This is a genomic window from Sphingomonas hengshuiensis (assembly GCF_000935025.1).
GTDB classification, from domain to species: domain Bacteria; phylum Pseudomonadota; class Alphaproteobacteria; order Sphingomonadales; family Sphingomonadaceae; genus Sphingomonas; species Sphingomonas hengshuiensis.
Map to the genome: position 1 here is coordinate 4,131,085 of NZ_CP010836.1, position 23,992 is coordinate 4,155,076.

Genomic DNA, 23,992 nt, shown 5'->3' on the forward strand with positions numbered 1-23,992 from the left:
CCGCGATGACCGACTCCACGCTTGCAGCACCCACCACCGACTCCGCGCTCGCTTATGCCGAGGCGCATCTCGACGACAGTCTGGAGCGGCTGTTCGCACTGATGCGCGTGCCCTCGGTATCGACCGACCCCGCCTATGCCGAAGCCTGTGCAAAGGCGGCGGCGCTGCTGTCCGAGGAACTCAACGGCCTCGGGTTCCAGGCGCGCGTGGCGGCGACGCCCGGACACCCGATGGTCGTCGCGCATCACGAAGGGCCGGGGCCGCATGTGCTGTTCTACGGGCATTACGACGTCCAGCCGGTCGACCCGATCGACCTGTGGCGGCGCGACCCGTTCGATCCGGTGATCGAAACCCGCGCCGATGGCTCGAAGACGATCGTCGGGCGCGGCGCCTCCGACGACAAGGGCCAGCTCCGCACCTTTATCGAGGCGTGCCGCGCGTGGAAGGCGACGGCGGGGCATTTGCCGTGCCGCGTCACGATCCTGCTGGAGGGCGAGGAGGAATCGGGTTCGACCAGCCTCGAGCCGTTCCTCCACGACAATGCCGAGGAGCTGAAAGCCGATTTCGCGCTGATCTGCGACACGCTGATGTGGGATACCGAAACGCCGGGGATCACCATCGGGCTGCGCGGGATGACGGGCGGGCAAGTGACCGTGCGGGGTCCGTCGCGCGACCTGCATTCGGGGCTGTATGGCGGCCCCGCGCGCAACCCGATCCAGCTGCTCGCGACGATGCTGGGCGAATTGAAGGATGGCGAGGGCCGGGTGACGCTGCCCGGTTTCTATGACGGCGTGCCCGCGGTCAGCCCCGACGTGCGCGCAAGCTGGGACGCGCTGGGCTTCGATGCCGGCGCGTTCCTGCGCGAAGTCGGCTTACGCATTCCGGCGGGCGAGGCGGGCTATGACGTGCTCGAACAAAGCTGGGCGCGCCCGACCGCGGAGATCAACGGCATCTGGGGCGGCTATACCGGCGAGGGGTTCAAGACCGTGATCCCCGCCGAGGCGCATGCCAAGATCAGCTTCCGGCTGGCCGGCACGCAGGACCCCGACGCGGTCTGGGCATCGTTCGAGAACCATGTCCGCGAACGGCTGCCCGCCGATTGCAGCGTGGAGTTCCTGACGCGCGGCCCCGGCAGCCAGGCAATCACGCTGGCGAGCGACAGCGGCCCGCTAAGTGCTGCGCGCGGCGCGCTCGACGCCGAATGGGGGCGCTCGGCGCTGCTCGGATGCGGCGGATCGATCCCGGTGGTCAATTCGATCCGGTCGATCCTGGGAATGGACACGGTGATGGTCGGCTTCGCGCTGCCCGACGACAATATCCATTCGCCCAACGAGAAATACGAACTGAAAAGCTTCGCCAAGGGCATCCGGTCCTGGGTGCGCATCCTGGGCGCGCTCGGCACGGCGGGCGAGGGTGCAGCGTAGCGCTACCGCAACGCACAAAAATCGGCTATCGTCGCGACCATGGATCGGGGGATCATCGGGACGCGGGCGATAGGCCTGATGGTGCTGGCGCTGGCGGGCTGTTCGCCTGACGCGCCCGCGCCTGCGAACACCAGCGTCGCCAACGACGCCGCGCCGTCGCCGACTCCCGACGCGATCGTCGTGCCAGCAGCCGCCACCGCGTCGCCGCTGCGCGACTGGGTCATCGGCAGCTGGTCGTTCGACACGAGCTGCGCGACCGACTTCATCATCCATTACGAAGCCGACGGCGCACTCGACAATGCCGGCGAAGTCGGCACCTGGATGCTCGACGGCGACATGCTCACCGAAACCGTGGTCGAGCGCTTCGAAAATGGCGGCGAGGCGCCGGTGAAGCTCGATCCGCCGGTGATACGCACCTATCGCATCGCCCAGCGCGACGGCAACCACGGCACGATCCGCATCGAAAACCGCGTCGTCCCGATCCTGCGCTGTTGACAGCGGCGGGGCACTGGCCGGATAGCGGGGCCATGGTTCCCCTTTCGTTCGCCGGTCACGATCTGATGGCGCTCGCCGATGGCGCGCTCTACTGGCCCGCGCGCGCGGCGCTGCTCGTCGCCGACCTCCATTTCGAGAAAGCGAGTTGGTTCGCCAGCCGCGGGCAGATGCTGCCGCCCTATGATTCGATCGCGACGTTGCGCGCGCTGGAACTGCTGGCCGCGCGCACCGGCGCGCGTGAACTCTGGTGCCTGGGGGACAGCTTCCACGATTCGGGCGGGTGCGATCGCCTGCCCGCCGACGCGCGCGCGGCGCTGACCGGGCTGACCGCGCGGCTCGACTGGCGCTGGGTCACGGGCAATCACGACAGCCTGCTGGCCGATCCTTGCGGCGGGACGATCGTCGAGGAGGCCGAAGTCGACGGGCTGGTGCTGCGCCATGAAGCCGATCCGCGCGACCCGCGACCCGAATTGTCGGGCCATTTCCACCCCAAGCTGCGCGTCACCGTGCGCGGGCGGCAGGTCGCGCGGCGCTGCTTCGTCGCGACCGCGACCAAGCTGATCCTGCCGGCGTTCGGCGCGCTCACCGGCGGGCTCGACGCGCACCATCCCGAAATCCTCCGCGCCATGGGCCCGGGCACGCGGGCGCAGGCGCTGGTAGCACTGGAGGACCGGCTGCTGCGCTTTCCGATCGCGGCCTAGCGCGGCAGGGGCGGCGCTACGTTAGCTGCAATGCGCCTCGCCCGATCCCACTGCGCTGACGCTGCACTGCGCGCCGCCGGTGAGCGTCGCGTCGCCCGATCCGACCAGCGATACCGCAGCCGCACCCTTCACCGTGGCGGCGACATTGCCCGACCCCGCAATCGACACTTGGGCGCCCGAAGCGACCAGCCCGGCCGCCTCGATGTCCCCCGACCCGGCGACATTCGCCTTGAGCTTCGCCGCGGTGCCCGCAATCTTGAGCGTGCCCGAGCCGGCGACCGACAGATCGGCCGCGCCGCCGTCCAGCCGACGGACGTCGAGATCGCCCGATCCCGATACCGCGCCGGTGAAATCGCCCTGCGCGCGCTCGACGACCAGGTCGCCCGATCCGCCGACGCTCGCCGATTGCAGCCGCGGCATCACGACATGGATGCGCGCGCCCTTGTCGCTGCCCCAGGCCCAGTTGGTCGCGCTGCGCTTGCGCCCGACGCGCAGCGTATCGCCGACGACTATGATCTCGAGCAGGTCGAGCACCTTGGGATCGCCTTCGGCAACCACCGAAAAGGCCGCGCCCGGCTTGACGTCGACGCTGTCCGAACCGCGCAGATCGACCCCGGTGAACCCCGTCGCGGCATAGCTGCGCGTCGCGCCCGGTCCGCTCGGCGACGCCGCCTCGGCCTTTTCCGCGTTCGACTGGCATGCGGCCAGCGGCAGCAAGGCGACGATCAACAGCTTGTGCATGCGCATTCTCCGGGTGTGTGTTGCCATAACAATACACTGCCACCTGGCAAAAGAAAAGGGGCCGACCGCTAGGCCAACCCCTTTCCTTTGCCGAATCCCGGATCAGGCCGGGAGCTTGTCCTTGTTGTGGATCGCCGCCGCAACCTTGAGGATCTCGACGATCTTCACCAGTGCCGCCGGCTCGTCGATCTGCTCCATCGCCGCGAGTTCGCGCGCCAGGCGCGATGCCGCGGCTTCGAAGATCTGCCGCTCGGAATAGCTCTGCTCGGGCTGGTCCTCGGCGCGGAACAGGTCGCGGACCACTTCGGCGATCGACACGAGGTCGCCCGAATTGATCTTCGCTTCATATTCCTGCGCGCGGCGCGACCACATGGTGCGCTTGACGCGGGGCTTGCCCTTGAGCGTCTCGAGCGCCTCGCGCAGCGTCTTGTCCGACGACAGCTTGCGCATGCCGACGCTTTCCGCCTTGTTGGTCGGAACGCGGAGAGTCATCTTCTCCTTTTCGAACCGCAATACGTAGAGTTCGAGCTGCATGCCCGCAATTTCCTGTTTCTGCAGCTCGATGACACGGCCAACGCCGTGCTTGGGGTAAACGACATAATCGCCGACGTCGAAGGACAGCGCCTTTGCAGCCATGTGCGAGAAACCTTTCCGTGAATGATCGGCCCCGACGATTGCGGCGTCGGCCCACACGCGCTACGCGAGGGGGGCCGGCGATCGGGGCAACTTCTCTAGCATCTCCGGGCGAAGGCGATTCTTTGCCTTCGTCGCCGCCCTTTTAACACGCTCGTAATAAAATTACCAGCCAAACGTCACTGCGCGACCGCACAAAGTTGTGCGTCGCGGCAGTTTCTCGGTGCCCGGTGCGCTGGCACGGGCTTGCGTCGGCGTAACGAGTCGCCCGGGCCGCGATCAGCTACCGGTGCCGGGCTCCGGCGAGAATTCGGCTTCCTTGCCCTCGACGCCCTTGAACGAATCCGCGTCGTCGGGGACGTCGCCCTTCTGGGTGATGTTGGGCCATTGCTCCGAATAGGTGCGGTTGAGCTCGAGCCACTTCTCCAACCCGTTCTCGGTATCCGGGAAAATCGCCTCGGCGGGGCATTCGGGCTCGCACACGCCGCAATCGATGCACTCGCTGGGATTGATGACGAGCATGTTCTCGCCTTCATAGAAGCAATCGACCGGACAGACTTCGACGCAGTCCATGTACTTGCACCGGATGCACGCGTCGGTGACGACATAGGTCATGGTAGGTCGGCTCCCCAGAAGGCCAAGTTCGAAACAGGCGCCCCTGCTATGCCGAGGCCCCAGCGGCGTCAACGCTCTTGGACGACTGGATTTCGAGGGGCGTGTAAAGCGCAGCTGCTTCGGTCGGCGGCCCGCGACGCCGGGGCAACGCCTCGACGCGGAGCGCATGGACGGTGCCGCGCAGCGCGAAAACGATCACCGAACCGACCCGCACCGCCGCCGCCGAACGCTCGATCCGCCGGCCGTCGAGCCGCAACGTGCCCTTCTCGCACATCGCCTGCGCATCGCTGCGCGACCGCGCGAGCCGCGCGAACCACAGGAAGCGATCGAGGCGGATGCTGTCCTCAGCCATTGCGCAGGCTCGCCAGCGCGGCAAAGGCATTGTCCACCGGCGGCGGCTTGACCGGCGCGGGCGGCGTCAGCCCCTGCCAGATCCAGCGCTGCGGCTGCCCGGGCTGGGCGCGCGCGGTGCGGAAGCCGAGCTGCGCCATCAGCCTGGCCAGCGTATCGGGCGCGATCCCCATCGATGTCGCCAGCGCGGGATCGGGCGCGAACGGCGCGCGGCCTTTTCGAGCATCATGCGCGGCGCGCGCGATGCGTTCGACCAGATCGACCCGCACCGCCTGCGCGCCCAGCGGGCGGAAGCCCTGCGCGAGATCGGCGCCGGGGGCGTTGCGCGGCAAGACAGTGGCGCCCTCGGGCGGGCCGTCGGGCAGCGCCATCAGCTCGCGGCGCCAGCGCGCGGCCCCCGGCTTGAGCAGCGCAGGCGCGAACAGGTCGAGCGTCCCGATCGTCACGCCCATCGCCCGCAACCGCTTGCGCGCCTCGGGCTCCAGCGCCTCGACCAGCGCGGCGGCGGCGCGGCGCGGCAGCAGCCCACCGGCATCGAGCAGCGCGGTGGCCAGCGCGCGGAGCGGCGCCCCGGCGGCGGGATCGCGCGTCGCGGCGTCCAGCTTGCCGAGAACGGGCAAATGCCGCGCGATCCGCGCCGCGAACCAAGCCTCGAGCCGGGCCTGCACCGCCGCCTTCGCCTGCCCATCCAGGATGTCGAGCGCGCGATCCAGCACGATCCGTGGCCGCGCCAGTGTGATCCCGGGGCGCAGCTCGGCGACGACGTGCCCGTCCCACGCGATCCCCGACCCGACCAGCCCCAGCGCGGCATCCTCGGCCTCCGCCAGCGCCTTGCCCCGCTTGCGCAACTCGCCGCCCAGCCGCTTCTCCGCCGCGGCGAGCAGCATCCGCTTGTCGGCGGCGCGCGCATCGGGCGAAACCGTGAAGCGAAACCCGTCGAGCCGCCCGAGCGGATGGTCCTCGACGCTGACCGCGCCGTCCGGACCGATCGTCACGGGCAGATCGGCGGGGTTCGCGCCGATCTGGCGGAGCAACACGGTGGTCCGCCGATCGACGAAGCGCTGGGTCAGGCTGGCGTGGAGCGCGTCGGACAGCTTCTCCTCGATCGCGCGGGTGCGCTCGGCCCAATGCGCCGGGTCCTGGAGCCAGTCGGCGCGGTGCGCGATATAGGCCCAGCTCCGCGCCGCCGCGATCCGCCCGGCCAGCGTCTCGACATCGCCGCCCATATTGTCGAGCCGCTGGATCTCGTCGGCAAACCATTGGTGCGGGACATGGCCATTGGCCTCGGACAGATGCCCGAACAATTTGCCGACGAAGCGTGCATGCGGATCGGCGCCGAGCTTGCGGAAATCGGGCAGCCCACACGCCGCCCAGAGCCGCTGCACCATTCGCGGCGAACGGACGCGGGCGCGCACCCAATCCTCCTCCGCCAGCCGCTTGAGCACCGCGAGGTCGACCGCCTCGGGCGCCGCGCGCAAAACCTCGTGGCGGGGGCGCAGTTCCAGGCTGGCGACCAGCGCGTCGATACTGTCGAAATCGGGTTCGCCGTTGCGCCAATAGAGATGCTCGAGCCGCGGCACCTGATGCGCCTCGATCGCCAGCACTTCCTCGGGCGTGAAGGCATTGGGGCCCTGTTCGTGGAGCGCGCCGAAGCTGCCGTCGCGCTGGTGGCGCCCGGCGCGGCCCGCAATCTGCGCCATTTCGGCGACGGTCAGCCGCCGCTGGCGCCGCCCGTCGAACTTGTTGAGCGAGGCAAAGGCAACATGCGCCACGTCCATGTTGAGCCCCATGCCGATCGCGTCGGTGGCGACGAGATAATCGACTTCGCCCGCCTGGAACATCGCGACCTGGGCGTTGCGGGTACGCGGGGACAGCGCCCCCATCACCACCGCCGCCCCGCCGCGCAGCCGCCGCAGCGCTTCCGCCACGGCATAGACTTCCTCGGCGGAGAAGGCGACGATCGCCGAGCGGCGCGGCAGCCGCGAGAGCTTTTTCGCGCCCGCATAGCTGAGCGTCGAGAAGCGCGGACGCCCGACGATCTCCGCCTCGGGAACCAGCGCCTTGAGCATCGGGCGCAGCGAATCCGATCCCAGGATCATCGTCTCCTCACGCCCCCGCGCGCGCAACAGCCGGTCGGTGAAGACATGGCCGCGCTCGGGGTCGGCGCCCAGTTGCGCCTCGTCCAGCGCGACGAATGCGAAGTCGCGTGGCATGCCCGCAACGGCGGTCGCGCCACTGTCGAGCGGCATGCTTTCGGCGGTGCACAGGAACCAGCGCGCATTGGGGGGCACGATCCGTTCCTCGCCGGTGACGAGCGCCACCTGTGCCGCGCCCTTGATCGCGACCACCCGGTCATAGACCTCGCGCGCGAGCAGCCGCAGCGGAAAGCCGATCATCCCGCTGGCGTGCCCGCACATCCGCTCGACCGCGAGATGGGTCTTGCCGGTGTTGGTCGGACCCAGGACCGCAGTGACGGGGGGACGCTCGAACAGGCTCATTATCTTCCAAGATCGTCGTGAGTCGGCGCTTAGGCAACTCCCGATCCCGGAAATATGCATTAACCTAGTTGCTTTTCCGGGGGTTTCCGCCGCGAGAATCTCTTTATCTCGGCGCCGGCACCACTCGCCGCAGCCCGCGGCCGCATTAGGCCTGCTTAATTTGACTTTAAGTCTCCCCACCCACAACCCTCTGCGTCGGGCCGGGGGACGCGGCGCCATCGTCAACGAGCTTTTCAGGGGGCAGCGCGCCTTGTTCCTGCGGAACGATCATGGACTGGAACTGGGGGGAGCACCCGCGATCCCCGCCGTCCCTGCGCGCGCGCCGCTGCTTTCGTCCAAATCGCCTGTCAGCCGCCTCGCCGACTTCGAACTGGCGCCGGACCTTGGATCGCAGATCGGATCGCTCACCTGGTTCCGGGGCGCGGCGACGTGCCTGGGGCTGTGCGCGGTGACGCTGCTGCTCGCGCCGGGGTTCGAGACGCCGATCTACGGCACCATCGCCGCGCCGCTCCAGGGCAGCGACTGGGATGCGGCACGGGCACAGGCGATCGCACCGCTCGGCAAGGGAGCGACGACCGGATACCGCGTTGCCGCCACCCGCCTGGTCGCGCCACTAACCGACACGCCCGAACGGCCGATCATCGAATCCGCAGTGAAGCTGGGCTCGGGGGCCGCGCTGGTGGGGGTGCTCCAGCGCTCGGGCGTGGGCAAGGGCGATGCCGGACAGGTCGGCGCGCTGATCGGCGACGCCGTGGCGCTGGGCGATATCCAGCCCGGCACGATGCTGGAGATGACGCTGGGCCGCCGCAGCGACAAGTCGCAGCCCCGCCCATTGGAAAAGCTGGCGTTCCGGGCCAAGTTCGACCTCAAGCTCGAAGTGTCGCGCAACGGCGATGCGCTGGCGCTGAAGCAGATTCCGATCGCGATCGATCGCACGCCGCTGCGCATCCAGGGGACGATCGGCCCCAGCCTCTATCGCTCGGCGCGCGCCGCCGGGGCGCCGGCGAAGGCCGTCGAGGCCTTCATCAAGACGCTGGCCAGCCGCGTGCCGGTGTCGCGGCTGGGCTCGGGCTGCACCTTCGACATGATCGTGGGACAGGCGCGGGCGGAAACCGGCGAGGTCCAGCTCGGCAAGCTGATGTATGCCGGGGTCACGGGCTGTGCGAACAAGGTCCAGCTTCTCCCCTGGGAAAGCGACGGCAAGACCGAATGGTTCGACGGCGCCGGCCGCGGCAACAAGACCGGCATGATGGCGATGCCCGCCAATGGCCGCTTCTCCTCGGGCTTCGGGATGCGGCGCCATCCGCTGCTGGGCTTCACCCGGATGCACAAGGGCATCGACATCGCCGCCCCCTGGGGATCGCCGGTGTTCGCCGCGACCGACGGCGTCGTCCAGTTCGCCGGGCGCAGCGCAGGCTATGGCAATTTCATCAAGCTCAGCCATGGCGGCGCGTTCGGCACCGGCTATGGCCATCTCAGCCGCATCCTGGTGCGCAGCGGCCAGCGCGTGCGCAAGGGGCAACAGATCGGCGCGATCGGCAATACCGGCCTGTCGACCGGGCCGCACCTTCATTACGAACTGTACCGCAGCGGCGTGGCAGTGAACCCGCGATCGGTATCGTTCACTTCGGTCCGCCAGTTGACCGGCGGCGACCTCAGCCATTTCAAGGCGAAGCTGGGCGCGATGCTCGCGGTGCCGGTGGGGCACGGCGCGGTGAAGGACAACGACTGAGAAGGATAACGCCTGAGTCTGGCGGCTACTTCCCCTGCGCCCGCCAGCGCTTGATCGTGCGCTGAAGCATCTCCTCCTCGCCGCCGCTGTGCCGCCACAGTTCGGAGAAGAGCGGATCTTCGGATGCCGGGCGCTTGTTCTCCTCCAGCGAATCGAACAACAGCCGGATCGGCGTCGCGACGCCCTCGCCCACCGCGATACACTCGCGGTTGCGCAGCGCGGGGATCGCGTCGAGGAAGCCGCGTGCGCCCTCGGGCATTGCGGCGCGGACGAAGGCCTGGTCGCGCTCGTTATTGAGCCGCATCGACAATATCGTGCCGCATTGCGACAGCACGCCCTCGGCCAGGTCCGACGGGCGCTGGGTGATCAGCCCCAGCGATACGCCATATTTGCGCCCCTCCTTCGCGATCCGGCTGAGGATGCGCCCGACCGAGGAGCCGTCGGCGTTGCGCTCGTTAGGGACATAGCGGTGCGCCTCCTCGCATACGAGCAGCACCGGGCGCCGCGTCTCGCCGCGCGACCAGATTGCGAAGTCGAACACCATGCGGCTGAGCACCGCCACGACCACTGACGTGATCTCGCTCGGTACCCCCGACACGTCGATGATCGAGATCGGCTTGCCCTCGCCCGGCAGCCGGAACACCCGCGCCAGGAACGCCGCCATCGTGTCCGCCACCAGCAGTCCCGAGAACATGAAGGCATAGCGCGGATCGGTCTTGATCTCGTCGATCTTGCCGCGCAGCCGCAGATAGGGTGCGGTGTCGGTCGCCTTGTCCATCTTGCCCATCTCGAGCTGGAGGATCTGGTTCAGGTCCGACAGCAGATAGGGGATCGGCGCGTCGACGGTCAGCTTGGCGATGTCCTGCGCCAGCCGGTTCTTGCCCTTGGCGAGCAACAGGCAGCGCGCGAGGATGTCGGCATCGACCTGGCGATCCGAACCCTGGCTGGTCAGCAGGACTTCGCAATGCTCCTCGAAGTTCATCAGCCAATAGGGCATCTGCAGGTTCGAGACGTCGTACAGCGCCCCGATCGTCTTGAACGCGCTGGCATATTCGCCATGCGGATCGATCATCACGATATGGCCCTGCGGCGCCATCTCGCAGATCCGGTGGAGGATCAGCGCTGCTGCGGTGGACTTGCCGGTGCCGGTGGAGCCCAGCAGCGCGAAATGCTTGCCGAGCATCGCATCGACATACAGCGCCGCGCGGATATCGCGGGTCGGGTAGACATGGCCGATCTCGATATGCGCGCGATCCTCGGCGGCGTGGATCTGGACGAGGTCGGCGGTGGAGACCGGAAATACCGGGCAGCCGGGAATCGGATAGCGCGTCACCCCGCGGCGAAAGCGGAACAGCTTGCCGGTCAGCTTTTCCTCGTCCCCCTCGCCCAGGAAATCGACCTGCGCGTCGATCCGCCCGCCCGAATCCAGCCGCAGCGCGCGGACATTGGCGAGCAGCCAGCTGCTGCCGACGCGCATCTTGACCTGGCTGCCGACCTGGCCGGCATGCGCGATCGCGGTGTCGGCGCTGTCCGCCAGCGCCTCGATCTCGGCGGGGTCGAGCACCACCCGGCTCGACGCGCCGGCGATCTCGAGCACGGCGCCGATCGCACGCGCCGGACCCTGAATCGGCGCGCCGTCACTGATCGCACCGCGCGCGCACTGCCCTTCCATCGCTAACTCCCCGCGTTCGAAGGCGAAACCATGCACCCGGGGAGTAAAGATTGCGTGTTCAGAACCGCCGCCAGAGCGCCCCCGCGCCCCAGCCGAACAGCACCGACAATGCGACCGCGACCAGGCCATAGGCCACCGAATGGCGATCGGCGCTGCTCGCCACGAAGCGCTCGAACCCCGATTTGCGGATGTCGATCGTGCGCACCGCGGCCGCCAATACGCGCCCGTCCTTGATCAGGAAGGTCTCCGCCGTGAAACGCCCCACCGGGACGCGCGCCGGGATGTTGAGCCGCGCGCGATACAGCACGCCGTCGGTAATCTCGACCGCGCCCTGCGCCTCATAATAGAGCCCGCCGCGGCGGCGCAGGTCGACCAGCCCGTGATCGAACTGCGCCTGGACCTCGGGCGGCGCACTCGATGCAGGGGAAAGCTGGAGGCTGTCGACGCCCAGTTCATAGATGGCGCGGGTGCGCTCGTCGACAAGCTGGCGGATCGGCCGGGACGAGGCGATCGCGTAGAAGCTGGGGGCGGAGCGATAGCGCATGCGATCGGCGTTGACCCAGATGCCCGCGACCTTCTCCTTCTCGCGCACCTGGACCGATTCGGTCGGGCCCTTGATCACCACGACGATATCCGCGGGCGCGGTGCTGCGATCGGGGGCCCCGCCCGCGGGATAGAGGATCGCGCCGAACAGCAGCAGCTCGGCGCCGGTGAACGAATAGGCGATCTCGATCGCGCGCTGCGACACGTCGGGAACCAGCACCGGCTTGGCCTGCGCCATCAGCAGCGGTGCCAGCAGGACCAGCAGCGCGCGCCTCACCCGACGATCTCGACCGAATAGAGTTCGTCGGGGCGCCATGCGAGCCCGAGCAGCATCCGCGCCGCGACCAGCAACACCATCACCGCCAGCGCGAGGCGGAGATATTCGGGCTTCACCTTCTGCGCGAACCGCGCGCCGAGCTGGGCGCCGGTAACCGATCCGAGCAGCAGCAGGACCGCGAGGACGATGTCGACCGCCTTGGTCGTGGTGGCATGGACCATCGTCGCCGCGGCAGTGACGAACAGGATCTGGAACAGCGACGTGCCGACCACGACCTGCGTCCCCATGCCGAGCAGGTACAGCATCGCCGGCACCAGGATGAACCCGCCGCCGACGCCGAGCAACACGGTCAGGATGCCGGTGAAAAACCCCAGCAGCAGCGGGGCGAGCGGGGAAATATACAGCCCCGAGCGATAGAAGCGCCAGCGCAGCGGCAGCATCGCGACCAGCGGATGGTGGCGGCGCTTGCGCGGGCGGGGCGGGCGCGCGCCGCGCTCGACGCGGACCGCAGTGATCGATTCCTGCAGCATCAGCCCGCCAATGGAGCCGAGCATCAGCACATAGAGGATGCCGATCACGGTATCGATCTGTCCCGTCGCCTGGAGCAGGCGGAATACGCCCGCGCCGGCGATGCTGCCGAGCACGCCCCCCGCGACGAGCACGCCCCCCATCGTCACATCGACGCCGCCGCGCCGGAAATGCGCGAACACCCCCGACACGCTGGCGCCGGTCACCTGGCTGGCCGCGGAAGCGGCGGCAACCGTGGGCGGGATGCCATAGAAGATCAGCAGCGGCGTGGTGAGGAACCCGCCACCCACGCCGAACATCCCAGAGAGCAGCCCGACGCCGAGCCCGAGGGCCACGATCACCAGCGCGTTGACCGAGAGATTCGCGATCGGGAGGTAAAGATCCATGGCTGCAAGGCGATACCGTGTTTGGCGTCGAAGGCAAAAGCCCAGCGTTCAGAAATCGCCGCCGAGCGTCAGCGCGAGCCCCGATCCCGGGCGCGCCTGACCCGCGACGCGCTGGCGCCAGTCCAGCGTGACGCGGAGCATCCGCTGCGCGACGGGCACCGAGACGATCGCCGTCGGGCCGAGATCGAGCCGCGCCACACCCCGCTGCGCCGCCCCCCACGCCCCCGCGCCGAATGCCAGCCGCGCACCGCCAGTGTCGCCCGCGGTGCGCAATCCGCGAACCGCGCCATCGGCATAGGGCTCCCATCGGGTGCGATGCACCGCGCCCGCCTGAATATAGGATTCGAGCCGGAACCCGCCTGCGATCCGCGTGTCGCCGCCGCCCACCATCCCGATTCCCGCGCCGCCCGCCACGCCGTCGAGCCCGAAGCGCCGCTCGACTGCGATCCGCAGCGGAAGCCGCGCGGCGGGCTGCCACTCGACTCCCAGCGCCGCCTCGCGCCCTGCACCGGCGAGCGGCGCTGTCAGCCGCGCCACCGCCGCAACGCGCGCGCGCGGCACTGCCAGCCATGCGACGCGCAGCCCCGCCTGCCCGCCGCCGAGCTGCCCCGCCCCCGGCGCGGCGCCGATACCGGTGCCGGCGCGCGCGACGATCCACAGGCTGGTGGACCAGCGATCGGGCAACGGGGTCAGCCGGTCGGGAATGGAGGGTGCAACCGCGATGGCGACCGCGGGAGGCATGGCCTCGGCGGACGCGTCCAGCCCCACCGCGAACAGCCCCACTCGCGGCTGCAGGTCGCGCGCCGAAGCGGCGACCCGCTCCACCCCGGGCGGCGGACGTCGTGCGGGCAGCAGTTCTGCCGGCGGTTGCGCGCTACCTGCCGCCGGCCAAGGCCCGACCGCGCGGCGATTTGCGCGGTCGGGCGGCACGCGCGCGGGCGCGGAGACTGGCGCCGCAACCTCGAGCGCAACCGCGCTCTCGCCCGCCGGCCAGAGCAGCAGCACGCGCGCCCCGATCCACGTCGCCGCCACCAGCCCCACGAAGCGCAGCGGGCGTCCCCGCCCGGCCTTCGTCACGGGCTCCGCTCGCGCGGGGCCTCGTCCGGGAATTCATGCGCGGTCTTTTCCCAGGTCGGCGCACCGCCGGCGAGGATGCGGGCATACAGCATCATTGCCCGTCGCGCGGCGAGCAACCCGATATAATTGCCCACTGCCATCCGCGGCGCCGACCATAAAGCCTCGCGCCAGCCATAGGCGCGCAGGACGAACGCCGCCCGCACGACCAGCCGCCAGCCAAGCAGCAGGAGGTTCGCGAGAAGCAGCGCCTGCACCCCGGGCGTGATGGGAGGCGCTACGCTGTCCAGCGCCCAATGCAGCCCCAGCGACACCCCCCAGGCGACGAGCGCGCAATAGCCGATTGCAAGCACCGGCATCGCGAGCGCTACCCGGCGATCGCGCATCCGCATCCAGTGATCGCCGACATGGAGCGGCGCGCTCCACCCGGTACGATCCCAGCCGGCAAGCGCGATCCCCGTCAGCCAGCGCGCCTTCTGGCGCACCGCCGCGTCGATCGTGCCGGGAAAATAGGCGCGGACCGCAACCGGAGGCCCGCCCGGCGCCTCGGCGATGCGGAGCAGCCTGGCGATGCCGCCCATCGCGCCGATGGTGAGGCCCAGCTCGTAATCCTCGGTCAGGCTGGTCGCATCGAACGGGGCGCCGCCACGCAGCGCGGCGATCCGCGCGAGCATCTCGCGGCGGATCGCACAGCCGACTCCGGCCAGCGGCAGCCCCGCCCCCAATGCCTGGCGCACCAGCAGTTGCTTGCCATGCGCCTCCGCGATTTGATCTTTAGCAGCGCATCGCGCTCCGGCATGTGAACGCCGCGCAACTATTCCATGAGTTCGTTGTGTTGCTGAGGCGCAACACAATATTGCCATCTTTGCTACTCAGCGTTCACCATCTTGTTTCGGCCCCGACATTTCCATCGCAATCTACTCGGCGGCAGCGCCGCAGCTCTGATCCCTTGTTTGCCTGCGGCCCCTGCTAACCATAGTGTCGGCCCATGGGGGACGATCCACGCGCACTACTCACCGAGTCGCAGCTCGCGTGCCTTCGCCTGGTTCATGTCGGATCATCCAAGCGGATCGCCCAGGTTCGGGGCGGTTCGCATCACACGATCGATCACCACATCAAGGGGGCGCTCTCGCGACTGGGCCTCGAGGATCGAGACACAGCCGCCGCGTTGATTCGCGACTGGGACCGGCGGGATAGCCAAGACTTGGCTACCCCGTCGCCGCCCATTGTCTACACTCCCCCAGAGCCCGCAGAAGCTGCCTTGGCAGATGCCGAAAACACAGGCTCGATCAATCAGGTGGCGGACGTGACAGTTCCGTATGTCATACAACTTCCACCCGAAAGGCAGACCCTGCTGGACATGTTGGGAGAGTTCGAACCCGCAAAATTGAATGCCGCCAGCCGAATGGCCCTGGCCACAGCCATCGCGCTAGCCATGACCATGCTGATGGGCGGTCTTAGCCTGTTTCTCGCAGGCATCCTGACGGCGGGTCGGGCACTTCTGAACTAGACGCATCTCCGTTCCAGGAACCATGCCAGCGCATTTCTGCGCGGGAAGGGAGTGTATGCCCGATCAGACCACTATCGACGCCGTCTGCGACGTCGCGAACGCCACGCTTGCCTCCGAACGAGGCTCAAATGAAACGATCCGATCGATCGCGGATTTGGTCCTCCGCGCGACAACCCAGGAAGCTGCGCTGGAGCTGCCGCCCTATTCCACCCAGCCGATATTCCACCATCTTCAGACGGCGATGGACCGCGCATTCGACACCCGGCGCGCCGTGGTGGATGCGCACCTGGAACTCGGCAAGCTGGCCGACAGGCTTGGCGCCAGCCGCGCCCTGCTGGGCGACGTGTTCCCTTGCCCATCCTTCCCAAAGGGCGAACTCGAAGCAAGCAACGTTCGACCGCTGGCGAGAGCTTCCCGCGGTTGACGCATAGGCATGTCGGCACCACCACTGCCGACATGTCCCATGTTCTTCTGTTCGTCGCCCTCCTCGCCCTCACGACCGTTTACGCGGTCTGGCGAGGGGGCGCCCCAGAGCGCATCGGCGCCGCTATCCTTCTCGTTGGCGTCATTGCCACTCCGATCGCCGCATCGGCGTCTCACGTCCGATGGCAGCAGGTGGAAGTCGGGGTGATGCTAACGGATGGCGCTGCGCTCGCCGCTTTCTTGGTGCTGATGATATGGGCAAATCGCCTATGGCCGATCGCGATGACCAGCCTGCTGATACTCCAGTTGGCCGGCCACCTTCTCAAGCTGCTGGACCCCACGCTGTATCCGTTCCTGTATTGGGTGACGGCGACGGTCTGGGGCTATCTCATGCTCGCGGTTCTCGCGTCCGGCACATGGTTGCACCGCCGACGTTTACGGAGTCACGGATACGACAATGCCTGGAGCAAGTCCTGGCACCGTACACCGCCGAGCGATCCCGGGAGCTAGCGGATCAACTGTTGCGCTATCACGGATCGCTTAGTGCCCTGCTGGCGGCGGATATAACACTCTTGGCTGAACAACTGGGCAATCCTGCCGCCGCCGAGCACCTCGCGGCGATCCGACGTATTCAAACCCTTGCCGCCAGCGAGGCGGTCAAGCCTGGTCAGATTATCAAGCATTCGGACACTCTGTTCGAGTACCTTAGAATCACCTTGGCGCACGAACGGGCGGAGCAGGTACGCTGCCTCCACCTGAACTGTCGTAACGAATTGCTGGCCGACGAATTAGTCACCAGCGGGTCGCTTGAGAGCGCTCCGTTCTACGTCCGCGAGATCGTCCGGCGCGCGATACAACTTGGGGCTGCGGGGCTGTTCGTTGTGCATAATCACCCGTCAGGCGATCCCACACCGAGCCGGCAAGACATCTCCGCGACACGGAGCCTGGCCGAAGTGGCCAAGCATTTCCAAATCGTGATCCACGACCACCTAATCGTCGCCCGCGACGGGATCATCAGTATGCGGGCCGAGGGGAAGATATGACCAGGGTGTAACAGGCGAGCGAACCCTGTTGGCATTGTCCAGCATATCCAGACCGTGTTGCACATGCGCGGCAACCTGCGTCTCCCCAAGCCTCTCGGACAGCGCAATCGCCCGCTCCAGATGAAGCCGCAGGTCTTCTCTTCCTTCATAGCTTTGCATTCGCGGACACTGGAGAAATCCGCGCGGGGTCACAAGGCCGGATTGGGCCGGTGTGGACGCTACGGGTTCAGGACCATTTGGCGAACGGTGGCAGCGCTATATTATGCGCCCGAAAAGAGCATTCGAATGAAATTAGAGGCTGTCGACGGTGATGACGCTCCGATCCGCAGACGGTTGGATGTCGTCCCGGCAAGCGTGCCGGTCCCAGTTACTAGCTTACCGCCGTTGACCTGCACGGCACTTGAGCCATTCGCGAATATGCTGCGGAGAACAATCCACAATTTGGCCGTGAGCGTAATTGCGGGTTCCAAGGGAAAGCGAGCGATTCTGGCTCAGTAGCGGGCGCCGTCGACGGCTTCGGGATGCCCAAATAGAGCCGCTCGTTCATGAGTCCCGCTTGATCGCTCACACCCAGTTGCAGCCATCGGAATTGTTCCCGGGCCCCGGCGGACGAAAGCAAGCCAGCCACAGGGTCAGCGCCGATCAGCAGAACACCAGCTCGACCTTGGCCCATCGTTGGGGCGACGCGGTACAGCCCCGCGCCGGCGCCCGGCGCGGGGAACCTCGGATCAGAAGAAACCCAGCTTTTTCGGGCTGTAGCTGACCAGCATGTTCTTGGTCTGCTGATAGTGATCGAGCATCATCTTGTGGTTCTCGCGACCGATGCCCGACTGCTTGTACCCACCGAACGCGGCGTGCGCCGGATAGGCGTGGTAGCAGTTGGTCCACACCCGCCCGGCCTTGATCGCGCGGCCGAAGCGGTAGCAGGTATTGGCATCGCGGCTCCACACACCGGCCCCAAGGCCATAGGGCGTGTCGTTGGCGATCTGCAGCGCCTCGTCCTCATCCTTGAAGGTGGTGACGGACAGGACCGGGCCAAAAATCTCCTCCTGGAAGATCCGCATCTTGTTGTGGCCACGGAACACGGTCGGCTGGACATAGAAGCCGCCCGAAAGATCGCCGCCCAGATCGGCCGCGCCGCCGCCGATCAGCAACTCCGCGCCTTCGTTCCGACCGATATCGATATAGGACAGGATCTTCTGCTGCTGCTCCGACGACGCCTGCGCGCCGATCATCGTGGCGGGATCGAGCGGGCTGCCCTGCACGATCGCCTTCACCCGGGCGAGCGCACGCTCCATGAAGCGATCATAGATCTTCTCATGCACCAGCGCCCGGCTGGGGCAGGTGCAGACCTCGCCCTGGTTTAGCGCAAACATCACAAAGCCTTCGACCGCCTTGTCGAGGAAATCATCGTCCTCGCGGGTCACGTCCTCGAAGAAGATGTTGGGCGATTTGCCGCCCAGTTCCAGCGTGACCGGGATCAGATTTTCGCTGGCATATTGCATGATAAGCCGACCGGTGCCGGTCTCGCCGGTAAACGCGATCTTGGCGATGCGGCGCGACGAGGCGAGCGGCTTGCCGGCTTCCAGCCCAAAGCCGTTGACGATGTTGAGCACGCCCGGCGGCAACAAATCGCCGATCAGCTCGGCCCAGACCAGAATCGAAGCCGGGGTCTGCTCGGCGGGCTTCAGCACCACGCAATTGCCCGCCGCGAGTGCCGGCGCCAGCTTCCACGCCGCCATCAGCAGCGGGAAATTCCACGGGATGATCTGCCCCACCACGCCCAGCGGTTCGTGGAAATGATAGGCGATGGTGTCGTTGTCGATCTCGCCGATCGAACCTTCCTGCGCACGCACCACACCGGCGAAATAGCGGAAATGGTCGATCGCCAGCGGCACGTCCGCCGCCATGGTCTCGCGGATCGGCTTGCCATTGTCCCAGGTTTCTGCGGTGGCCAGCTTTTCGAGATTGGCCTCCATCCGGTCGGCGATACGGTTGAGCATGCGCGCGCGCTCGCCAACCGGCGTGCGCCCCCAGGCATCGGCAGCGGCATGGGCGGCATCCAGCGCCAGTTCGACGTCGGCGGCATCCGAACGGGCGATCTCGCACACCACTTGGCCGGTGATCGGCGAGACATTCTGGAAATAGCGGCCCGCCGTCGGCGCGACGAAGCGGCCACCGATGAAATTGTCATAGCGTGCGGCGAACGGCGCCTTCAGCGCGCTCGCGCGGTTCTCAACCAGCATGTCCATATGCCCGGATCCTCTTGCCTAGATGTGCAGCGCCGTGATCAGCGTCGGGCGAGGAGGATGCCCCTCGGCGGAGCGGACGGAAAGAGACGGCAGCGAGGCGATCGTCGGTCCTGTCTCAGTACTGAGACAGGTGGTCAGTCCTGGAACCGCGCCCGGGCAAGCCGCCGGTAAAAGGTCGCCCGGCCGATGCCGAGCAGCCGCGCCGCCGCACTGGCATTACCGCCCGCACAAGCGAGCGCCTGGCGCAACACGGTGCGATCGGCGTCGTCGAACGACGGCGCGGCTCCCTCGCCCAGCAGCGATTCGAGCGGCCGTGGATCGAGCCGCGGCCCGGCGCCCAGCCCCAATCGCAGCCGCGCGGCCCGGCTGGCGCCGACCACCAGATCGTCGCGGTCGACCGAGAGCAACGCCGTGCCGCTCGCCGCATCATCGGCCAGAAACAGGATGCGGCGATCGGCGAAATGGCGGCAGAAATAATCGCGTTCGATCCGTCGCGCCGCGTCCCGCACCAGCGAGGCGATCATCTCCGCCATCGCGGGGCCATGGTCCGCCCGGCAACTCGACACATCGAGCGCGGCGACGAGCCGTCCCTCGGGATCGTGCACCGGCGCGTCCATGCAACTGATACCGATATTACGGCTGGCGAAATGCTGATCGCGTTGGATGATCACCGGCTTGTCCTCGAACAGGCAGGTGCCAATGCCATTGGTGCCCTCCTCCGCTTCGCCCCAGCGCGCGCCCTCTACCAGGCCCGTTCGGCCAAAGGCTTCCGCATCTCCGGGGGCGGAGCGTGTTTCGAGGATTACGCCCTCTGCGTCGCTGAGTACGACGCCGCAGCCGCTGCGGCCAACCGCACGGAACATCTCGTCCAGTACCGGCGCGGCGACCGCCAGCAGCGGCTGGTGCAACGTCCGCCGCTCGGTGAGCGCAACCGCACCGATCCTCTCGCGCGTACCCGCCTCCGGATCAAGTTTGTGATGGATCGCCGAACGGCACCAGGACGCAGCCAGCGGCGACACAGCAGCGCTACTCGGCGAGCGCACGGCATCGAGCACGAGATCTGCATGGCGCGACGAGTGGGCGGGCATCGGGAACTCCGTTATGCGGCAATGCTGCGCGCTATGCTCCGTGCCCGTCAAGCCGGGCTTATCCCCTATGAAGCGCCAGTGACCGCCGCATCGACCTGGCTTCTAGACTAGTGAACTAGCACTGCGAAGGCAGAGGCCACAGGTTCGAATCCTGTCGGTTTCACCATCTTTTCAATATCTTAGCACCGGAAGCGCGTCCGCCACTTTTCCACTCTCACCAGATTCTCACAGATTACGAGACTGGCCCCTAAGACGCGCACCCAAGCTATTGGTCCTCCGCCGGTTTGAATCGCGCGTCTTGGGTCCGAGTCGGCGCATGTCGTAGGGTTGGTGAGGCTAAGGTCGCCGTGCAAACACCGTTCGCGTCTCCCCTGGCGAGAGATCGACTGCCGAAGGCTCATTCCGAATAATTATTTCGAGATAAACTTGGTTTTGCCTAAAGCGAGGCCTAGTCGAATTGCCCGCCCATTTTGACAACGCGATGTTTTTGCTAGAATATTCGGATAGCAGATTCGCTCTGGCGGCTACCTTGAGAAGTTGTCCGGCCACGGGCCCTAGTAAGGCGTTCTATGGAGTATGCGGGTTGAGGTCCGCAGTCCGAGACGGCCAGGGTGCGTATGCCACGTTTGGCGATTGCGGAGTTGTTCGTTCAGAATGCGAAGGTCGCGACGACGGCCGATGCCCTGCGGACTTCCCTCCTGCAAAGTTGCGAAGCAATGGGAGTGCGATATTTTGCTCTCACACATCACATCAATTTCGGGCGCGACGGTGTTCCGGCCATACGGCTGCACAACTACCCCTCGAGATGGGAAGAATGGTTTGACCAGAACGAACTAGGTCGATCTGATCCAATCCATCGCGCTTGCCACAAAGCCAGCTTCGGATTTCCATGGGCCGCTGTCCCTGACATGATTAAGCTGACACCCGACGACCGGTACGTGCTTGATCGAGCCTATTTGGTCGGCATCGGCGAGGGCTTCACGATCCCGGCAAGCGTTCCAGGTGAGATCCTGGGCTCTTGCTCATTCGCGGTCGATGCAGGCAAACCCTTCCCGGAGGAATTTCACGGTGTTTGCCAGTTGGTCGGCGGGTTCGCGTTCGAAGCGGCTCGCCGTCTTTCCGGTGTTCGAGATATGTCCATCGACCACGCCGCCATTCTGACCGATCGTCAGCGCGATTGCGTGCTTTGGGCGGCGCGCGGAAAGACCGATTGGGAAATCGCGGTCATCCTCGGCGTCAGCCACGAGACCGTCATTCAGCATTTGAAGCATGCGCGCGAACGCTATGGGGTCCAAAAGCGTGCCATGCTCGCGGTTCGCGCCCTTTTCGACGGTTTGATCAGCTTTTCCGACATTTTGAAGCACTGACGCTACCCCCATTTCTGGGAATATCGCGCCCTATCTCCGACGCGGATGCTGGCCCCCTCATCAATCCGAGGGGGTACGCTCCATGGTTCTTCTCATCGATTCCGAAAGCGGCGGCATCAGCGACGTTGCGTTCCGCTCAATGCTCGCGGCGCGCAAACGCGTGTTCATTGATCTCCTCAAATGGGATCTCCCGGTCCTGGGCGGGCGTTACGAGATCGACCGGTTTGACGACACACAAGCGCGCTATCTGATCCTCACCGACTTCGATCATCATCACCTTGCCTCCGCACGCCTGCTGCCGACGACACGGCCGCATATCCTGGACTCGATTTTTCCCGCGCTGTGCGCAGGCGAGCCACCGCGTGGTCCGGCGGTCTGGGAAGTTACGCGGTTCTGCCTGGATCGCCGGCTACGGTCCGCCAAGCGTCGCCAGGTGCGCGACCAGCTTGTCACTGCCCTGGCCGTGTACGCGCTCGAAACCGGTATCGACAGATACACTGGCGTTGCCGAGATGCGATGGCTCCAGCAGATCCTGAGTTTTGGATGGGATTGTCGTGCCATCGGCGAACCGCTGCGAAGCGGCGGAAGCCTGCTTGGCGCGCTCGAGATCGCAATCACCCCGAATACGCCGGCGGAGCTGGCGGCCGGTGGAGTCTGGTCACCCCTCCCCATTCACCAAGCGCCGGCCCGCCGCGCCGTAAACGCGTGAGAACCGCCATGGCAAACGCGCAAGATGCAAAGCCTGCCGGCATCGGCACCGCCACTGACTTGCTGAAGACGCAGGGTTGGTGCGTCATTCCGAACGCCCTGCCCATTGAGACCATCGCAGCGCTCGTCGCAGATCTCGATCCGATCTACGAAGCTACGCCGTTTTGCGAAGGCGACTTTTATGGCGGGCGTACCAAGCGGTTCGGCAGCTTGCTGAAGCGTTCGCATCACGCTGCCGACCTGGCGCTTGAGGAACGCATCCTTAGCGTGGCGACCGGACTGCTCGCACCTTGGTGCGATACAATCCAACTCAACCTGATGCAGGCGATTGCCTTACATCCAGGCGCCCCCGCGCAATTCCCGCACCGCGACCAGGACATGTGGCAGGGTGCCAAGGGAGAGGTCGAGTATCTTGTCAACGTGATGTGGCCGCTAACGCCCTTCACTGTCGAGAACGGCGCCACGATCCTTTATCCGGGCAGCCATGGGCGCGCAGCGCTGACCGAGACCTTCCCAGAGCGTTCCACCGTCGCAGTGTTCAATCCAGGCGATGCGTTCCTGTTCCTCGGCTCCACCCTCCATGGTGCGGGCGCCAACCTGAGCGACGAGGTTCGCAAGGCCGTGGTCGTGAGTTACTGCCTCGGCTGGCTCAAGCCCTACGAGAACCAGTGGCTATCCTATCCGCCGGAGGTTGCGCGCGCCTTCTCGCCCGAGCTCGCCGGTCTGATCGGCTATCGCCAGCACCGGCCCAACCTCGGCAATTACGAGGGCGTGTGTCCCTCACTCCTCCTTACCGGCAATCTCCCCGAGCATATCGGCGCGGTCGATGCGCTTCGGCCAGACCAGGCCGAAGCCGTGGCCGCTCACCGGATGGCACAGGAAGCTTTGGCATGAGCCCGATCCAGGCGATGGAGAGAAGCTATTCAACCCTCAAGCAAATGCTGCGGGAGGGGCGCTATGCTCCAGGCGCTCGCCTTGAAGCAAATCGCCTGGCAGAAGCGCTTGGCGTGAGCATGACGCCGGTGCGCGATGTCCTTCACCGGCTGGTCGGCGAGCGCCTGGTCGAGGCGACCAGCGGCGAAGGCTTTCACGTTCCGCGCCTGACGGAGGGTGAACTCCGGGACCTCTACGAGTGGAACTCGGCACTGCTACTCATCGCAGTGAGAACCACCCGCGAAGAGCCGCAAACCCTGTCGCTGGAGGACTTGCTGGGAACGGGAGCGGACCAGACGGCTTTGGTTTTCGAACGCATGGCGTCTGCGGCCCCCAACCAGGAGATACGCGCGTCCATCGCAAGCGCGAGCGACCGCCTTCACGCGTTTCGAATGCTTGAGGACATAATCCTGGGGCCGATGATCGGGGAACTCGATGAACTCATGATTCGTAATCATGGTCAGCCGCAGTCTATCCGGCGATATCATTTGCGTCGGATGCGCGCCGTCTCTCTTTTGCTGCGCGAACGCGACAAAGTTTGAAAGATCAGCGAACGATTATAATCGGATTATAAACTTCTTATAAGCAATCCGCCGTTCGATCTTCTTCTCGTCGCATTCAGCGACACGGAGAATGACCATGGACCGCGAAACCATCGAACCCATCGATCTCATCGACCTCGGCGCAGCCAGCGCTGAAACCCAGGGCGCCCTCGACGGCCAGTATGACGTCGTCGGGCTGATCCCGCGCGAAGGCCTGTCGGACGACTGATCAGAGCGTGCCGGTCCGGCTCGGTGCCGGGCCGGCGCAATCAGCGCACCCGCTTTCCGACGCAATACGGAGATTTCCCATGAAGAACGAAGAGGCGCAGGCTGTCGACCCGATCGGCCTGGGCGCCGAGACCCTGGGCAGCTGTACCGGCATGTTCGAGGTGGTCGGATTCGTCCTGCCGCAAGGCCTGTCGGATTACTGATCGTTCGCGGCGGCCAGCGCAGCAG

The 23,992-nt window shown here is 66.5% G+C and carries 26 protein-coding genes; 14 read left to right on the forward strand and 12 right to left on the reverse strand.

Annotated elements, in window-relative coordinates:
* Nucleotides 1-5: 5 nt before the first annotated feature.
* The 3 genes from TS85_RS18670 to pdeM are packed head-to-tail and all read left to right on the forward strand — an operon-like array spanning nucleotide 6 to nucleotide 2,620.
* Nucleotides 6-1,424, forward strand: coding sequence for a M20/M25/M40 family metallo-hydrolase (locus tag TS85_RS18670; protein ID WP_044334243.1), 1,419 nt, complete (start codon nucleotides 6-8; stop codon nucleotides 1,422-1,424).
* A gap of 39 nt (nucleotides 1,425-1,463) precedes the next feature.
* A complete protein-coding gene (locus TS85_RS18675; RefSeq protein ID WP_044334244.1) occupies nucleotides 1,464-1,919 on the forward strand; it encodes a hypothetical protein in 456 nt (151 codons plus the stop codon).
* A gap of 32 nt (nucleotides 1,920-1,951) precedes the next feature.
* The gene (pdeM, locus tag TS85_RS18680; protein WP_044334246.1) at nucleotides 1,952-2,620 is read left to right on the forward strand and encodes a ligase-associated DNA damage response endonuclease PdeM; all 669 of its coding nucleotides are present in this window, start codon (nucleotides 1,952-1,954) and stop codon (nucleotides 2,618-2,620) included.
* 21 nt (nucleotides 2,621-2,641) lie between these two features.
* On the opposite strand, the gene TS85_RS18685 is transcribed toward pdeM, so the two are convergent.
* The 5 genes from TS85_RS18685 to TS85_RS18705 all read right to left on the reverse strand — a co-directional run bounded on the left by TS85_RS18685 (nucleotide 2,642) and on the right by TS85_RS18705 (nucleotide 7,458).
* Entirely contained in the window at nucleotides 2,642-3,361 is a 720-nt protein-coding gene (locus TS85_RS18685) for a head GIN domain-containing protein (RefSeq protein WP_044336618.1), read from the reverse strand.
* 102 nt (nucleotides 3,362-3,463) lie between these two features.
* Nucleotides 3,464-3,997: a CarD family transcriptional regulator gene (locus tag TS85_RS18690; protein WP_044334249.1), complete on the reverse strand. Its 534-nt coding sequence runs from the start codon at nucleotides 3,995-3,997 to the stop codon at nucleotides 3,464-3,466.
* 276 nt (nucleotides 3,998-4,273) lie between these two features.
* A complete protein-coding gene (fdxA, locus tag TS85_RS18695; protein WP_044334251.1) occupies nucleotides 4,274-4,609 on the reverse strand; it encodes a ferredoxin FdxA in 336 nt (111 codons plus the stop codon).
* A 46-nt stretch (nucleotides 4,610-4,655) separates the two neighbouring features.
* Nucleotides 4,656-4,961, reverse strand: a complete 306-nt coding sequence (locus TS85_RS18700; protein WP_044334253.1) for a S4 domain-containing protein — start codon at nucleotides 4,959-4,961, stop codon at nucleotides 4,656-4,658.
* Nucleotides 4,954-7,458, reverse strand: coding sequence for a helicase-related protein (locus TS85_RS18705; RefSeq protein WP_044334254.1), 2,505 nt, complete (start codon nucleotides 7,456-7,458; stop codon nucleotides 4,954-4,956). The genes TS85_RS18700 and TS85_RS18705 overlap by 8 nt, the downstream gene beginning before the upstream one ends.
* Nucleotides 7,459-7,708: 250 nt before the next feature.
* Between TS85_RS18705 and TS85_RS18710 the strand changes: the two genes are divergently transcribed.
* Entirely contained in the window at nucleotides 7,709-9,190 is a 1,482-nt protein-coding gene (locus TS85_RS18710; RefSeq protein WP_044334256.1) for a M23 family metallopeptidase, read from the forward strand.
* Between the two features lie 25 nt (nucleotides 9,191-9,215).
* On the opposite strand, the gene TS85_RS18715 is transcribed toward TS85_RS18710, so the two are convergent.
* Genes TS85_RS18715 through TS85_RS18735 form a run of 5 tightly spaced genes read right to left on the reverse strand, consistent with a single transcriptional unit; the run spans nucleotide 9,216 to nucleotide 14,533 of the window.
* A complete protein-coding gene (locus tag TS85_RS18715; protein WP_077228688.1) occupies nucleotides 9,216-10,862 on the reverse strand; it encodes an ATP-binding protein in 1,647 nt (548 codons plus the stop codon).
* 58 nt (nucleotides 10,863-10,920) lie between these two features.
* Nucleotides 10,921-11,643, reverse strand: a complete 723-nt coding sequence (locus tag TS85_RS18720) for a TIGR02186 family protein (RefSeq protein ID WP_173426286.1) — start codon at nucleotides 11,641-11,643, stop codon at nucleotides 10,921-10,923.
* Nucleotides 11,644-11,678: 35 nt separating this feature from the next.
* On the reverse strand, nucleotides 11,679-12,596 hold the full coding sequence (locus TS85_RS18725) for a sulfite exporter TauE/SafE family protein (RefSeq protein ID WP_044334259.1): 918 nt from the start codon (nucleotides 12,594-12,596) through the stop codon (nucleotides 11,679-11,681).
* Between the two features lie 48 nt (nucleotides 12,597-12,644).
* Nucleotides 12,645-13,673, reverse strand: a complete 1,029-nt coding sequence (locus tag TS85_RS18730; RefSeq protein WP_052508006.1) for a hypothetical protein — start codon at nucleotides 13,671-13,673, stop codon at nucleotides 12,645-12,647.
* Nucleotides 13,670-14,533, reverse strand: coding sequence for a glycosyltransferase family 2 protein (locus TS85_RS18735; protein ID WP_077228689.1), 864 nt, complete (start codon nucleotides 14,531-14,533; stop codon nucleotides 13,670-13,672). Before TS85_RS18735 ends, TS85_RS18730 begins: the two co-directional genes overlap by 4 nt.
* Nucleotides 14,534-14,658: 125 nt before the next feature.
* Here TS85_RS18735 and TS85_RS18740 point away from each other — a divergent pair, with 125 nt between their 5' ends.
* From TS85_RS18740 to TS85_RS25810, 4 genes are read left to right on the forward strand one after another with little or no spacing between them, the layout of a single operon-like run.
* On the forward strand, nucleotides 14,659-15,180 hold the full coding sequence (locus tag TS85_RS18740) for a helix-turn-helix domain-containing protein (RefSeq protein WP_044334261.1): 522 nt from the start codon (nucleotides 14,659-14,661) through the stop codon (nucleotides 15,178-15,180).
* Between the two features lie 55 nt (nucleotides 15,181-15,235).
* On the forward strand, nucleotides 15,236-15,604 hold the full coding sequence (locus TS85_RS18745) for a hypothetical protein (protein ID WP_044334263.1): 369 nt from the start codon (nucleotides 15,236-15,238) through the stop codon (nucleotides 15,602-15,604).
* A gap of 32 nt (nucleotides 15,605-15,636) precedes the next feature.
* Entirely contained in the window at nucleotides 15,637-16,113 is a 477-nt protein-coding gene (locus TS85_RS25805) for a hypothetical protein (RefSeq protein ID WP_052508008.1), read from the forward strand.
* 11 nt (nucleotides 16,114-16,124) lie between these two features.
* Nucleotides 16,125-16,646, forward strand: coding sequence for a JAB domain-containing protein (locus TS85_RS25810; protein ID WP_162184740.1), 522 nt, complete (start codon nucleotides 16,125-16,127; stop codon nucleotides 16,644-16,646).
* 728 nt (nucleotides 16,647-17,374) lie between these two features.
* On the opposite strand, the gene adh is transcribed toward TS85_RS25810, so the two are convergent.
* Together adh and TS85_RS18765 are read right to left on the reverse strand one after the other, a co-directional pair.
* On the reverse strand, nucleotides 17,375-18,892 hold the full coding sequence (gene adh, locus TS85_RS18760; protein WP_407082125.1) for an aldehyde dehydrogenase: 1,518 nt from the start codon (nucleotides 18,890-18,892) through the stop codon (nucleotides 17,375-17,377).
* Nucleotides 18,893-19,032: 140 nt separating this feature from the next.
* Nucleotides 19,033-19,986 carry a GAF domain-containing protein gene (locus TS85_RS18765; protein WP_044334267.1) on the reverse strand — a complete coding sequence of 318 codons (954 nt, stop codon included), beginning with the start codon at nucleotides 19,984-19,986 and terminating at the stop codon, nucleotides 19,033-19,035.
* A 617-nt stretch (nucleotides 19,987-20,603) separates the two neighbouring features.
* Between TS85_RS18765 and TS85_RS18770 the strand changes: the two genes are divergently transcribed.
* The 6 genes from TS85_RS18770 (at nucleotide 20,604) to TS85_RS26280 (ending at nucleotide 23,967) form a co-directional block, all read left to right on the forward strand.
* Entirely contained in the window at nucleotides 20,604-21,353 is a 750-nt protein-coding gene (locus TS85_RS18770) for a LuxR family transcriptional regulator (RefSeq protein ID WP_044334268.1), read from the forward strand.
* 82 nt (nucleotides 21,354-21,435) lie between these two features.
* A complete protein-coding gene (locus TS85_RS18775) occupies nucleotides 21,436-22,062 on the forward strand; it encodes an acyl-homoserine-lactone synthase (RefSeq protein ID WP_044334269.1) in 627 nt (208 codons plus the stop codon).
* An 8-nt stretch (nucleotides 22,063-22,070) separates the two neighbouring features.
* Nucleotides 22,071-22,955, forward strand: a complete 885-nt coding sequence (locus tag TS85_RS18780; RefSeq protein WP_044334270.1) for a phytanoyl-CoA dioxygenase family protein — start codon at nucleotides 22,071-22,073, stop codon at nucleotides 22,953-22,955.
* Nucleotides 22,952-23,536: a GntR family transcriptional regulator gene (locus TS85_RS24270; protein ID WP_052508010.1), complete on the forward strand. Its 585-nt coding sequence runs from the start codon at nucleotides 22,952-22,954 to the stop codon at nucleotides 23,534-23,536. Before TS85_RS18780 ends, TS85_RS24270 begins: the two co-directional genes overlap by 4 nt.
* Nucleotides 23,537-23,633: 97 nt before the next feature.
* Nucleotides 23,634-23,765 (forward strand): benenodin family lasso peptide, encoded by a 132-nt coding sequence (locus tag TS85_RS25555; RefSeq protein WP_227698536.1) that lies wholly within the window; start codon nucleotides 23,634-23,636, stop codon nucleotides 23,763-23,765.
* Nucleotides 23,766-23,844: 79 nt separating this feature from the next.
* The gene (locus TS85_RS26280; protein ID WP_265102099.1) at nucleotides 23,845-23,967 is read left to right on the forward strand and encodes a hypothetical protein; all 123 of its coding nucleotides are present in this window, start codon (nucleotides 23,845-23,847) and stop codon (nucleotides 23,965-23,967) included.
* The last annotated feature ends 25 nt before the right edge of the window (nucleotides 23,968-23,992 follow it).